At 66.2% G+C, this 12,530-nt stretch carries 14 protein-coding genes and 1 tRNA gene; 9 read left to right on the top strand and 6 right to left on the bottom strand.

Annotation, left to right across the window (positions count from 1 at the left end):
- Positions 1 to 244 precede the first annotated feature (244 nt).
- The 3 genes from K206_RS0108695 to K206_RS0108685 all read left to right on the top strand — a co-directional run bounded on the left by K206_RS0108695 (position 245) and on the right by K206_RS0108685 (position 1,575).
- Positions 245 to 856, top strand: coding sequence for a glutathione S-transferase N-terminal domain-containing protein (locus tag K206_RS0108695; protein WP_020202026.1), 612 nt, complete (start codon positions 245 to 247; stop codon positions 854 to 856).
- 69 nt (positions 857 to 925) lie between these two features.
- Positions 926 to 1,426: a ClpXP protease specificity-enhancing factor gene (locus K206_RS0108690; RefSeq protein WP_020202025.1), complete on the top strand. Its 501-nt coding sequence runs from the start codon at positions 926 to 928 to the stop codon at positions 1,424 to 1,426.
- A 73-nt stretch (positions 1,427 to 1,499) separates the two neighbouring features.
- Positions 1,500 to 1,575, top strand: a tRNA-Thr gene (locus K206_RS0108685).
- 111 nt (positions 1,576 to 1,686) lie between these two features.
- On the opposite strand, the gene K206_RS40820 is transcribed toward K206_RS0108685, so the two are convergent.
- Positions 1,687 to 2,025, bottom strand: a complete 339-nt coding sequence (locus tag K206_RS40820; protein WP_020202024.1) for a DUF1484 family protein — start codon at positions 2,023 to 2,025, stop codon at positions 1,687 to 1,689.
- Between the two features lie 828 nt (positions 2,026 to 2,853).
- Between K206_RS40820 and K206_RS44270 the strand changes: the two genes are divergently transcribed.
- Both K206_RS44270 and K206_RS0108670 read left to right on the top strand, forming a co-directional pair.
- Positions 2,854 to 3,444, top strand: coding sequence for a restriction endonuclease (locus K206_RS44270; protein WP_020202023.1), 591 nt, complete (start codon positions 2,854 to 2,856; stop codon positions 3,442 to 3,444).
- Between the two features lie 248 nt (positions 3,445 to 3,692).
- Positions 3,693 to 4,469 (top strand): ParA family protein, encoded by a 777-nt coding sequence (locus K206_RS0108670; protein WP_020423716.1) that lies wholly within the window; start codon positions 3,693 to 3,695, stop codon positions 4,467 to 4,469.
- A gap of 179 nt (positions 4,470 to 4,648) precedes the next feature.
- On the opposite strand, the gene K206_RS37810 is transcribed toward K206_RS0108670, so the two are convergent.
- A complete protein-coding gene (locus K206_RS37810) occupies positions 4,649 to 5,068 on the bottom strand; it encodes a hypothetical protein (RefSeq protein WP_020202021.1) in 420 nt (139 codons plus the stop codon).
- Positions 5,069 to 5,331: 263 nt separating this feature from the next.
- Between K206_RS37810 and K206_RS0108660 the strand changes: the two genes are divergently transcribed.
- The gene (locus tag K206_RS0108660; RefSeq protein WP_029043387.1) at positions 5,332 to 6,219 is read left to right on the top strand and encodes an endo alpha-1,4 polygalactosaminidase; all 888 of its coding nucleotides are present in this window, start codon (positions 5,332 to 5,334) and stop codon (positions 6,217 to 6,219) included.
- Positions 6,220 to 6,249: 30 nt separating this feature from the next.
- On the opposite strand, the gene K206_RS0108655 is transcribed toward K206_RS0108660, so the two are convergent.
- Entirely contained in the window at positions 6,250 to 7,209 is a 960-nt protein-coding gene (locus K206_RS0108655) for a LysR substrate-binding domain-containing protein (protein WP_020202019.1), read from the bottom strand.
- Positions 7,210 to 7,307: 98 nt separating this feature from the next.
- Between K206_RS0108655 and K206_RS0108650 the strand changes: the two genes are divergently transcribed.
- Positions 7,308 to 8,300 carry a tripartite tricarboxylate transporter substrate binding protein gene (locus K206_RS0108650; protein ID WP_020202018.1) on the top strand — a complete coding sequence of 331 codons (993 nt, stop codon included), beginning with the start codon at positions 7,308 to 7,310 and terminating at the stop codon, positions 8,298 to 8,300.
- Positions 8,301 to 8,302: 2 nt separating this feature from the next.
- The gene (locus K206_RS0108645) at positions 8,303 to 8,674 is read left to right on the top strand and encodes a hypothetical protein (RefSeq protein WP_020202017.1); all 372 of its coding nucleotides are present in this window, start codon (positions 8,303 to 8,305) and stop codon (positions 8,672 to 8,674) included.
- On the opposite strand, the gene K206_RS0108640 is transcribed toward K206_RS0108645, so the two are convergent.
- The gene (locus tag K206_RS0108640) at positions 8,671 to 9,165 is read right to left on the bottom strand and encodes a M48 family metallopeptidase (protein ID WP_029043386.1); all 495 of its coding nucleotides are present in this window, start codon (positions 9,163 to 9,165) and stop codon (positions 8,671 to 8,673) included. The genes K206_RS0108645 and K206_RS0108640 overlap by 4 nt on opposite strands.
- Before the next feature lie 81 nt (positions 9,166 to 9,246).
- Positions 9,247 to 9,468, bottom strand: coding sequence for a hypothetical protein (locus tag K206_RS0108635; RefSeq protein WP_020202015.1), 222 nt, complete (start codon positions 9,466 to 9,468; stop codon positions 9,247 to 9,249).
- Between the two features lie 208 nt (positions 9,469 to 9,676).
- Between K206_RS0108635 and ettA the strand changes: the two genes are divergently transcribed.
- The gene (gene ettA, locus K206_RS0108630; protein WP_029043385.1) at positions 9,677 to 11,344 is read left to right on the top strand and encodes an energy-dependent translational throttle protein EttA; all 1,668 of its coding nucleotides are present in this window, start codon (positions 9,677 to 9,679) and stop codon (positions 11,342 to 11,344) included.
- Between the two features lie 135 nt (positions 11,345 to 11,479).
- Here the strand turns inward: ettA and K206_RS0108625 are convergent, their stop codons facing one another.
- Positions 11,480 to 12,529: a metallophosphoesterase gene (locus tag K206_RS0108625; protein ID WP_081651361.1), complete on the bottom strand. Its 1,050-nt coding sequence runs from the start codon at positions 12,527 to 12,529 to the stop codon at positions 11,480 to 11,482.
- Between the last annotated feature and the right edge of the window lies 1 nt (position 12,530).

Here is a 12,530-nt window from a genome sequence, read left to right as displayed (position 1 = left end):
CTTGCGAGGCGGAAGCCTCGCGGGGCAGGGGGGCCGGAGCGGACGTTGCGAAAGCGGCGCCGCCCCGGCCCTTTTCGTTTGGCGGCCTCGCCAGCCCGCCGGTAGCTCAAGTGCCCGGCACACCGCTCCATACCATCAAGATCAGGCATAAATGTGCTTTAAGCGCATCTAATTTGCTTTCTGCATCGCGCTTCTGCCAGAATACCGATCCAGTCAATCGACCCCGCATCAAAGGAATCCAACCATGATGGTGTTGTATTCGGGCACCACCTGCCCGTTCTCCCAGCGTTGCCGCCTCGTCCTGTTCGAAAAGGGCATGGATTTCGAGATCCGAGACGTCGACCTGTTCAACAAGCCGGAAGACATTTCGGTGATGAACCCCTACGGCCAGGTGCCCATCCTGGTCGAGCGCGACCTGATCCTGTACGAGTCGAACATCATCAACGAGTACATCGACGAGCGCTTCCCGCACCCGCAGCTGATGCCGGCCGATCCGGTGCAGCGCGCCCGCGCCCGATTGTTCCTGTTCAATTTCGAAAAGGAACTCTTCACGCACGTCTACGCCCTCGAAAACGAAAAGGGCAAGGCCGCCGAGAAGAGCCACGAGCGCGCCCGCGCCGCCATCCGCGACCGCCTGACCCAGCTCGCGCCGATCTTCGTCAAGAACAAGTACATGCTCGGCGAAGAGTTCTCCATGCTCGACGTCGCCATCGCCCCGCTGCTCTGGCGCCTGGACCACTACGGCATCGAACTCTCCAAGAACGCCGCGCCGCTGCTCAAGTACGCCGAACGCATCTTCAGCCGCCCGGCCTACATCGAAGCGCTCACCCCGTCGGAAAAGGTGATGCGCCGCTAAACCGGCCCCCCGGCCCGAAGCCCCCCGCTTCGGGCCACCCGGAACGCGCCCCGCGCCACTGGAAGCACAATGCCTGAAACCTCCACCAAGCCCTACCTGATCCGCGCCATCTACGAATGGTGCACGGACAACGGCTTCACGCCATACATCGCCGTCTTCGTCGACGCCAACACCAGCGTGCCGCGCGAGTTCGTCAAGAACAACGAAATCGTGCTCAACGTCAGCTTCGACGCCACCAGCGGGCTGGACATGGGCAACGAGTGGATCGGCTTCAGCGCCCGCTTCGGCGGCGTCTCGCGCAAGATCGACGTGCCCGTGGAAAACGTGCTCGCCATCTACGCCCGCGAAAACGGCCAGGGCATGGCCTTCCCGGTGGAGCGCAGCGTGCCCGAAACCCAGGCCGCCACCGAACGCGAGAACAACCCCCCGCCCAAGCTCTCCTCCGTGGAAAGCGAAGCCCCCCAGGCCACGGCCGACGCCACCACCGACAACGGCGACGACGAACCCACGCCACCGCCGCCGGTCTCGCGCATCGGCGCCAAGAAGCCCTCCCTGAAGGTGGTGAAGTAAGTACCGCCCACGCCGCGCCCGGCCATCGTCATTTCACGCCGCATGCAGTAGAATCGCGGTCTGCACCAAACATGCCGGCTTAGCTCATCAGGTAGAGCAGTTGATTTGTAATCATCAGGTGGCGGGTTCGAGTCCTGCAGCCGGCACCAGAATTTGAGAACGGCCCCCAGAAGAAAATGGGGGCCGTTTTCGTTTTGAGGTCCGCGCTTACTTTGGGTGCATGCGGTCGTCGGGCATGGTGTGCATATTGACGAATCGCCTCAGAACATCTCCTGGACGCTGTTCACCGCACGATCCAACTTGTCCTTGAGCGCGGCAAGCAGGCGGTGCAATCCATCGTCCTCGACGGAGGCGTCGCCGCGCTGTTGAAGCACGGCCAGCATCGTGCCAAGGCCAGCGCTCACCCCAAGCAGCTCCGCACATCCGTCTACGGTTGTTTCACGAATGCGCTCGCCAACACCGTGAAGTTCGCCTGCCAGGCGCCTTACATGCTTGCGGTTCATCCTCGTTCCATCGGCCGCCAAGTGAGCTAACTCCGCAACCAGATCCTGATGTTTGCGTGCCGCGAGGAGACGCCCATGAGTCGTGGCCTTATCCATGCGCCACCTCCAGATGGGAAAGCCCCGGCGCTACGACCCCAATGCGATGTAGTTGATGCGCGACCTGACCAGCATCGCGTCGAAGACCAATGGCAATAGCAAAAGCCATGACAACCTCCTTGGGTAGGTTGAAGGCCCGCCGCTCATTCTCACGTGAGGGGTGGCGGGCCCGACAGCGGGGGTGAGAACCGGTACCCAAGGATCCCGGCCAGCCCGGAGGCTGCCCCGCCCGGCCCGCCGTTGAACTAGTGGCGTGCGCGTGCGCGCGAACAAAAGCCGCGTGGCGCGGCTGTTCGCCCTTGGGATCTCTCGGGTTCTCACGCCCGATCACCGTTGTTTCGGTGATGGCCCATTCTTGGTGACCGTCCGCTCCATGTCAACTCAACCAGCGACCACGGATACCATATTTAACACCTTGTGTAATATCTATCAAATCCAGCCGTAAAGTCCTATCCGGCCAGCAACACAAACGAAAGAAAGGCGGGTGAAAAATGGGCCGTCGCAAGAGGCAGCCGAAGCTTTCCGACATCCTGCTGGAGTCGCCATGGTGGGTTTCCGTCGCCCTGGGCTTTTGCGCTTACATTGCATTCCACGCGATCGTTCCCGCGTTGCTGGGAGCCAATCGCTATCTCGCTGGCCTCACCATGGCCAGCCGCGAGTTCGCCTGGGTGCCAGCCATCGCGTTCTGCTTTCTGGGTCTGCTGTCTTTCATCAAGGCTCGCTTTGGTGGGCAACCGGTAGCCGAAACTGCGCGTGCGCCACGCCACCGCCCGGTTGCTTCCGCTAAGGCCGGGCCAGCCGCGTCACCCACTATCAAGGAGGCGCCCGATGGTGCTGCGCCCTTGGGGGGCCGCATCCGCTCCCCAGCCGCGCCCACAAAGCTGGTCCCTCGAAGCCCTCGCCCTGCTCGAATGGAAACGCTTCGAGCTGCTCTGTGTTGCCTACTACGAGCAACTTGGCTTTACGGTTGAGACCGTGCCGCATGGCGCGGATGGCGGGATCGATGCCACGCTGTACAGGCAGGGCATGGCGCAGCCGATGGCGCTCGTGCAATGCAAGGCGTGGCGGTCGCCGGTGAAGGTGGAGCCTGTGCGCGCGCTCGGTGGCGTCATGCATCAGCACAAGATCCGGCGTGGGGTGTTCTGGTCGTTGAGCGGATATTCGGGCGAGGCGAAGAAGTACGCTGCGGCAGCGGATATCCAATTGCTCGACGGCGCGGGCATCGTCGAGCGCATCCGGAAACTGGAGCCGTCGCAGCAAACCGCGTTACTGGCCAAGGCGTTCGAAGGTGACTACAGAACGCCCACTTGCGCGGCATGCGGGGTGAAGCTCGTCAAGCGTACTGGCCGACGCGGCTCGTTCTGGGGATGCAGTAACTATCCTGCGGGGTGCAAAGTGACAATGGAGATTTCCGCGTAAGGCCTCGGTCGTTGCTCTGGAATTCTTCCCCTCTTTTCAGTGGCATAGGGCAAACGACCCTGCATGCCAGGGGCATCGCCGGGCAGCGTCTGTCGGTCGGGCGCTATCGCACCGAAGTGACGCTGCCGCCCCGCCGACGCAAGCCCATTCCGCAATCCCGCGAATCTTCATGTTGCGGTGCAGCCAAAACGCGCAACCTGACGGTAAGCTCTTGTCTTTAGTCGGGAGAAATTCCACGGGGAGGGCAAATGCGGCGCGTCGTATTCAACCAGAAGGGTGGTGTCGGGAAGTCGACCATTGTGTGCAACCTGGCGGCGATCAGCGCCAGCGAGGGCTTGCGTACCCTGGTCATCGACCTGGATGTGCAGGGAAATTCCACCCAGTATCTGCTGGGCGATCAGGCCGGCGAGGCTACCCCGACGGTGGCGGATTTCTTCGAGACCGCGCTGACCTACAGCTTCAAGCCGGTCGAGTTCTCCTCGTTCGTGCACGCGACGCCGTTCGAGAATCTGGACGTGATGCCGGCGCACCCCGATCTCGATGCGCTGCACGGCAAGCTCGAGTCGCGCTACAAGATCTACAAGTTGCGCGACGCGTTGAACGAGCTGGATACCTACGATGCCATCTATATCGATACGCCGCCGGCACTGAACTTCTATACGCGCTCGGCCTTGATCGCCGTCGAGCGCTGCCTGATTCCATTCGACTGCGACGATTTCTCCCGTCGCGCCCTGTATGCGCTGCTGGACAACGTGAAGGAGATCCAGCAGGACCACAATGCGGGGCTGGAGGTCGAGGGCATCGTGATCAATCAGTTTCAGCCTCGCGCCAGCCTGCCTCAGCAACTGGTCGATGAACTGGTGAGCGAAGGGTTGCCGGTGCTGGGCTCGCGGCTGTCCTCGTCCGTGAAGATCCGCGAATCCCATCAGCACGCCAGGCCGATGATCTATCTGGACCCGCGGCACAAGCTTGCTCAGGAATACGTGGCATTGCACCGCGAACTGGTCGGGTCTGTTGAAGATTGATTGCCGTCAGGTGGCAGGGTTCGAGTCCTGCAATTGCGCTGCAATGTGACAACGGCCCCAAGCGATTGGGGCCGTTTTTTGCATTTGCGGGGGCGGTCTTGTACCGACCGACGCCTCTCAGACATTTTCTGCAAACTACCCGCGATGCCGCATGAAAATGACGCTCGCCGCGTAACGCTTCAGTCTTGCCTCTGGACACTGCACGAGAGCGTTCTGGACTGCGCGGCGCTGTCGGCGGTTTTCCTGCCATCATAGTCGGCGCGAGACGCATAGCCCCTGGCGAGCCAGTAGTCCGGATAGGCGGGATCAAACGCGAGTTGAACAATCTCGTACCGGCACGACCGGCTCTTGTGCTGGAGCACGAAAGCGATGCTGGGCGCGGATGCGTCCATGTCTTTGTCGATCACGGTGTAGGGCGTCTTCGCGCAGACGCTGTAGGGCGTGTTCCATTCAAGGGTTTTGGTTTTGACATATAGCTTGCCCCAGCATCCGCGGCCCTGACCGTGGAATACGCCGGTAAAGGGCGCCGCCGGCGTTGCTGTTGCGGCAATTGCCATTCCCTGCGCGAGGGCTATTGCCAGGAGATGGCTGGCCAGCATCGGTTTGCATGTCGGGTGCATCTCGCGGTGGGAAGGCGGGTGAGACAGGGAGTATTTCAGGCCCTTTGCCTGCGGTAAATGGGACGCGTCTTGATTCGGCCGACGTCCTGCGCTCAAATCGCGCTGTCTTATCCCCGTCACCTACCCCACCTAACTTATTGCTCGCCAATTCATTCAAGCTCTGCACGAAAACAGCCGACAATCTTCCAGAGCTCAGGCATAAACCATCCCTCCCACCGCCATCCCAAAAAAGGAACCCCTCCGTGACGAAAAAACTCGCAAGCCTGGCATGGTTGCTCCCGCTCGCTTTCCTCGCGGCCTGTGGCGGGGATGGCGGCACGGGGGATTCGGGTGCCGCGGTCCAGTCCGTGTCGTCGGCCAACGCGATTGCCGATACCGCTTCGCTGTCGACGCAGGCGCTGGCTACCACCCACTGGATGCCGGCCGCCGCCGATACCTGGCAGTTGCAGTTGACCGGCACGATCAATACGAGCTACCCGGCACAGGTCTATGACATCGACCTCTTCGACACGCCGCAGGCCACCATCAACGCATTGAAGGCGCAGGGCAAGCGCGTGGTCTGCTATTTCTCGGCGGGCAGCTCGGAGAACTGGCGGCCGGACTTCAAGCAGTTCGTGGCGGCGGACATGGGCAAGGCGTTGTCGGGCTGGGCCGGCGAGAAGTGGCTCGATACGCGGTCGGTCAACGTGCGCAGGATCATGCAGGCGCGCATGGACCTAGCGCGCTCGAAGAGTTGCGATGGCGTGGACCCGGACAACGTGGATGGCTATACCAACAAGCCGGGCTTTCCGCTGACGGCGGCGACGCAGCTGGACTACAACCGCTTCCTGGCCACGGAGGCGCACGCGCGCGGGCTGGCGGTGGGCCTGAAGAACGATGTGGATCAGGTGGCGTCGCTGGCCACCGATTTCGATTTCGCCGTGAACGAGCAGTGCTTCCAGTACAAGGAGTGCGCGAGCTATACGCCGTTGACGGCGCAGGGCAAGGCGGTGTTCAACGTGGAGTACGCGACGAAGTACAGAGACGCGGCGACGCGCGCCACGCTGTGCGCCTCGGCCAAGGCGGCGCATCTGCGCACGCTGGTGCTGCCGCTGGACCTGAACGACGCGTTCCGCTACGCCTGCGATTGAGCGGCTGCCGGGCGGCAGCGCCGCCAATCCTCAGGCCGGCGTGAGATAGCCGCCCGCCGCGGCGGCGCCGATGACTTCGCCCAGCGCTGCGATGAACGCCGTGGCGGCGGCGCTGTCGGGCCGGCCGCGGCGCCGGTGCAGCGCGGCCGTGCGGGTGAAGCCGGGGTGCGCCACCGGCGCGTGCGCGAGCCCGGCCAGCCCGGCGTTGCGGCGCGTGCCAGCGATATGCAGCGCCAGCGGGCTGGCGATGGTGAACAGGCGCCCGCCCGGCACGGCGCGCAGCAGCGCTTCCACGCTCGGGCCTTCCAGCCGTGGCCGCAGGCTGTAGCCGCCGGCCTGCGCCGCCGCGTCGATCTGGCGGCGCATGGCGAAGCGCTCGGGCAGCAGCGCCAGCGGCAGCGTGGCGAGCTGCGCCAGCGTGATGCCGCCGGGCGCCTCGGGCAGCTTGCCGGCCGCGGCGATCAGGGCCAGCGTCTCGGAGAACAGCGGCACCAGCGCGATGCGCTTGGGCGCCTCGCGCGCGAAGGCCAGGCCCAGGTCGATCTGGCCGTCGAGCAGGGCGCGGTCGACCTCGCCGGCGGCGAACTCGAAGACCTGCACGTCGAGCGCGGGATGCGCGTCGAGCAGCGCCTGCGCGGCCGGCATCACCAGCGCGGAGAGATAGGTGTGGATGGCACCCACGCGCAGCGTGCCCTCGACCGCGCCGCGCGGCGAGGCGGCCGCGGCAATCACCTGTTCCAACTGGTCCAGCACCGGCTCCAGCGACAGCACCAGTTGCCGGCCCGCGTCGGTGAGTTCGAGCCGGCGGCCCACGCGCCCGAACAGCGGCACGCCCAGGCTGTGCGCGAACGCGCGCAGATGCTGCGACAGCGCCGGCTGCGTCAGCCCCAGCGAGTCGGCCGCCGCGGTAACGCTGCCGTGGCGGGCCACCGCCATGAAGCTGCGTACCAGGCGCAGGTCCAGCGCGGTGGGCGTGGCGGTCGGTTGCATAAGTTGTCGTGATGAATGGAAAATCGATTCATCATTTTACAGAGCATGCCGCGGCTGGTGGAATGACGGCAAACATGGAAAACAGAGAGGAGACCGCCATGCTTGCCCGCTTTCCCGTTCGCTTCCGCCTGCCCGCGCTCGCCGCCATCGCGCTGGCCGCGCTGTCGTTCACGTCCGCCGCGCGCGCCGACTGGCCCGAGCGCCCGATCAAGCTGGTGGTGCCCTACGCGCCCGGCGCCACCACGGATTCGCTGGCCCGCCTGGTCGGCAAGGAGCTGCAACTGCGCCTGAAGCAATCGGTGGTGGTGGAGAACCGCCCGGGCGCCGGCGGCACCATCGGCAGTGACTACGTGAGCAAGGCGCCGGCCGACGGCTACACGCTGCTGCTCGGCGCGGTCGGGCCGATCTCGGTGGGCAAGGCGCTGTATCCGACGCTGCCCTATGACCCGGCCAGGGACCTCGCCGGCGTGGGCCTGATCGGCACGGTGCCGTTCATCCTTGTGGCCGGCACGCGCGCGCAGCGCTTCGACTCGGTGCCGGCGCTGGTGCGCGCGGCCAATGCCGCGCCCGACACCATCGCCTACGGCTCGGCCGGCAACGGCACGCCGCAGCACATCATCGGCGCGATGTTCTCGCAGGCCACCGGCGCGAAGCTGCTGCACTCGCCGTACAAGGGTTCGGGCCCGGCCATCAACGATCTGCTCGGCGGCCAGATCGCGCTGATGTTCGACAGCCCGGTCCTGCTGCTGCCGCACATCAAGGCCGGCACCGTGGTGCCGCTGGCGCAGACCGGCGCGCAGCGCTCGGCGCTGCTGCCCGGCGTGCCGACCATGCGCGAGCAGGGCGTGCGCGGTTTCGACGCGGCGCCGTGGTACGGCATCATGGCGCCGGCCAGGGTGCCCGCCGACATCCTCGCGCGGCTGAACCGCGAGCTGAACGCCGTGCTGGCCGACAAGCCGGTGCAGGAGCACCTGCTCGCGCTCGGCGTGGAGGCCCGCCCGCTCGACGCGGCCGGTTTCCGCCAGTTCCTGGCGCAGGCCCAGGCAAGCTGGACGCGCACCGTCACCGCCGCCGCGGTCAAGGCGGACTGACCATGCCGCACCTGATCGTGGAGACCACGCGGCAACTGGCCGGCCGCATCGATTTCCCCGGCGTCTTTGCCGGCCTGCACCGCGAGATGGCGGCGCTGGGCTACGCGCGCTTGGAGGACTTCAAGAGCCGCGTGCTGGTGGCGGAGGCCGCGCTGGTCGGCGGCGATGCCGCCACCGGCTTCCTGGTGGCGCATCTCGTGATGACCAACGCGCGCCCCGAGGCGATGCAGGCCGCGATGGCGGACCTGATACTGGCGCGTCTGGCGGCTTGCGTGGAGAAGGCCGCGCCCGCGGGCGAGGTGCAGGTGTGCGTGCTGCACCGGCAGGCGGCGCCGGGCAGCTACCGCAAGACCGTGGTCGCGGGCAGCCGCTAGCCCCGCGCGGCGTCGAGCTCGCGCCACGCCAGGTACAGCCGCGTGTCGAACTCGAGCTGATGGTAGGCCGGCTCCATGTGCTCGCAGAGCCGGTAGAACGCCTTGTTGTGATCGCTTTCCTTCAGGTGCGCGAGCTCGTGCACGACGATCATGCGCAGGAATTCCGGCGGCGCTTCCTTGAACACCGAGGCCACGCGGATTTCCTTCTTGGCCTTGAGCTTGCCGCCCTGCACGCGCGAGATCGCGGTGTGCAGGCCGAGCGCACGATGCACGGTGTCGATCTTGGCGTCGAAGGCCACCTTGTGCAGCGGCGGGGCGCTGCGCAGGAATGCCTGTTTCAGCTCGCCGGCGTATTCATACAGGGCACGATCGGTCTGCACGGCGTGCCGCGCGGGGTACTTCCTGGCCAGATGCTCGCCGAGCCGGTTGGCGGCGACCAGTTGGCGCACCTGCTCGAGCACGTCGGGCGGATAGCCGCCGAGAAAGCGCAGCGGGTCCTTGGCGCCGGGGCGCCAGGTGTTGCCGGCGAAAGTGCTGGCGAAAGCGGGGCTGCTGGCCTGGCTCACCGCGGCTCAGTGATGGTGATGATGATGATGGTGAGCGATCTCGCCGGTGCTGACGAAGGTCTGCACGGCATCCTGCTCGCCGGTGGCGTGGCGCATCAATTCGCCGCACTTGCACCAGCCCTGGTAAGGCTGGATGTGCGCGCACGCCGAAGCCTTCTGCAGAAACAGCGTGACGGGCTTGGTGCACTTGTGGCACTTGAAAGTGAGGGTGCGGGCGGGTTTGCTCATGCTGCGGCTGGATTCCTGGCTTGTGGCGGATGGCGGCGCGGGGGCAAAAACGGCCCGCGCCGGCAAAGGCAAGATGATACATGGCGTGCCGGCCGCCGTTTGCAAGGGCGCGGCCGCCAGCCGCATGCAGGCATGCATCCGAGGGGCGCGGGCGGGCAGGGCGTTTTGCTACACTGCCGCCATTCCCATACACACTTCCCGGACTCGCATGGCACAGTACGTTTTCACGATGAACCGCGTGGGCAAGATCGTTCCGCCCAAGCGCCACATCCTCAAGGACATCTCGCTGTCCTTCTTCCCGGGCGCCAAGATCGGCGTGCTGGGCCTGAACGGCTCCGGCAAGTCGACGCTGCTCAAGATCATGGCCGGCATCGACAAAGAAATCGAGGGCGAAGCCACGCCCATGCCGAACCTGAACATCGGCTACCTGCCGCAGGAGCCGCAGCTCGATCCCGAGCAGACCGTGCGCGAATCGGTGGAGGCGGCGCTGGGCGGCGTGTTCGAGGCGCGCAAGAAGCTCGACGAGATCTACGCCGCGTATGCCGAGCCCGATGCCGACTTCGACGCGCTGGCCGCCGAGCAGGCCAAGTACGAAGCGATCCTCGCCGCCAGCGACGGCAACAACGCCGAGCTGCAACTGGAGATCGCCGCCGACGCGCTGCGCCTGCCGGCGTGGGACGCCAAGGTCGGCAACCTGTCCGGCGGCGAGAAGCGCCGCGTGGCGCTGTGCCGCCTGTTGCTGTCGCGCCCCGACATGCTGCTGCTCGACGAACCGACCAACCACCTCGACGCCGAATCGGTGGACTGGCTCGAACAGTTCCTCACGCGCTTCCCGGGCACCGTGGTGGCCGTGACCCACGACCGCTACTTCCTCGACAACGCCGCCGAATGGATCCTGGAACTGGACCGCGGCCACGGCATTCCGTGGAAGGGCAACTACAGCTCCTGGCTGGACCAGAAGGAAGCGCGCCTGAAGCAGGAAGAGTCGACCGAGTCGGCGCGCCAGAAGGCGCTGAACAAGGAACTGGAGTGGGTGCGCCAGAACCCCAAGGGCCGCCAGGCCAAGTCCAAGGCGCGCCTGGCCCGCTTCGACGAGCTGAACAGCCAGGAATACCAGAAGCGCAACGAAACCCAGGAAATCTTCATCCCGGTGGGTGAGCGCCTGGGCAACGAGGTCATCGAGTTCGACGGCGTGAGCAAGGGCTACGGCGACCGCCTGCTGATCGACAACCTCAGCTTCAAGGTGCCGCCCGGCGCCATCGTCGGCATCATCGGTCCGAACGGCGCCGGCAAGTCGACCTTCTTCCGCATGCTGACTGGCAAGGAAACGCCGGACAGCGGCGAGATCAAGGTCGGCCCGACCGTCAAGCTGGCCTACGTGGACCAGAGCCGCGACGCGCTCGACGCCGGCAAGACCGTGTTCGAGGAAATCTCCGGCGGCGCCGACATGCTGACCGTGGGCCGCTACGAAACGCCGTCGCGCGCCTACATCGGCCGCTTCAACTTCAAGGGCTCGGACCAGCAGAAGCACGTGGGCACGCTCTCGGGCGGCGAACGCGGCCGCCTGCACCTGGCCAAGACGCTGATCGCCGGCGGCAACGTGCTGCTGCTGGATGAGCCGTCCAACGACCTCGACGTGGAAACGCTGCGCGCGCTCGAAGACGCGCTGCTGGAATTCGCCGGCTGCGTGATGGTGATCTCCCACGACCGCTGGTTCCTGGACCGCATCGCCACCCACATCCTGGCCTTCGAAGGCGAGTCGCACGTGGAGTTCTTCCCGGGCAACTACCAGGAATACGAGGCGGACAAGAAGCGCCGCCTGGGCGAGGAAGGCGCCAAGCCCAAGCGCATCCGCTACAAGCCGATCGCGCGCTGAAGCCGGCGTTTCGCAGGGAACGGTTTGCTCCCTTCTCCATGAAATGGGAGAGGGGTGACAACAGAGCGGCAAACCGGCGTTGCCGGCAGCAAAAGGCCTCGCATTGCGCGAGGCCTTTTTTCGTCCGGGTGCAGCCTACTTCCTCACCAGCCGCAGCCGCGTGATCTCCGACGGCGCGCCGAAGCGCTTCGGCGGTCCCCAGTAGCCGGTGCCGCGGCTCACGTAGACCCACATCGCCTCATGGCGCTTGAGTCCGGCGACATACGGCTGCTGCATCGGCACGAACAGGGTCCACGGCCAGAACTGGCCGCCGTGCGTGTGCCCGGACAGCTGCAGGTCGAAGCCGGCGGCGGAGGCAGCCGGCGCGGTGCGCGGCTGGTGCGCCAGCAGCACGCGCGCCGCGGCCACCGGCGGGGCGCCTTCGAGCGCGCGCGCGGGGTCGCTGCGGTGGCTTTCGTCGAAGCGGTGCGCGGTGTAGTCGGTCACGCCGGCCAGCACCAGCGCGTCCTCGTCCTGCCCGATCACCACGTGCTCGTTCATCAGCACGCGCAGGCCCAGCCTGCGCAGCTCGGCGATCCACGGATCGGCGCCGGCGTAATACTCGTGGTTGCCGGTGACGAAGTAGGTGCCGTGGCGCGCCTGCAGGCTGCCCAGCGGCGCGGTGTGGTGCGCCAGCTCGCGCACGGTGCCGTCCACCAGGTCGCCGGTGATGGCGATGGCGTCCGGCTTGAGCCCGTTGACGCGCGCCACGATGCGCTCCAGGTAGGGGCGCTTGATGGTGGGGCCGACGTGGATGTCGCTGATCTGCACGATGGTGAAGTCGTGCAGCGCGTCGGGCAGGCCGGCGATGGGCACTTCCACCTCCACCACGCGCGCCAGCCCCCGCGCGTTGAAGAAGCCCAGCGCCGTGACCACCAGCGCCAGCAGCGGCACCGCGGCGGCCGTGCGCGGCAGCAGCCAGTCTGGGTGCCAGCCCGCGATGGCGCTGCCGAGCAGCGCCACGTCGCGCGCCAGCGTCAGCACCAGCAGCGACGAGAAGAAGCCCATCGCCAGCATGCCGACCCAGGTGAGCGCGTCGGACCAGGGCTGGTCCAGGCGCCGCGCCAGCAGGCCGGCCGGGATCAGCGGCCACGACAGCGCCAGCCATGCCACGGCGAGCGCCTTGACGGCGAAAGCGACCGGCAGG

This window comes from Cupriavidus sp. WS (assembly GCF_000395345.1).
GTDB classification, from domain to species: Bacteria; Pseudomonadota; Gammaproteobacteria; order Burkholderiales; family Burkholderiaceae; genus Cupriavidus; species Cupriavidus basilensis_B.
Note: the sequence above shows the minus strand (reverse complement) of the source record. Positions and strands in the feature narration are given on the sequence as shown.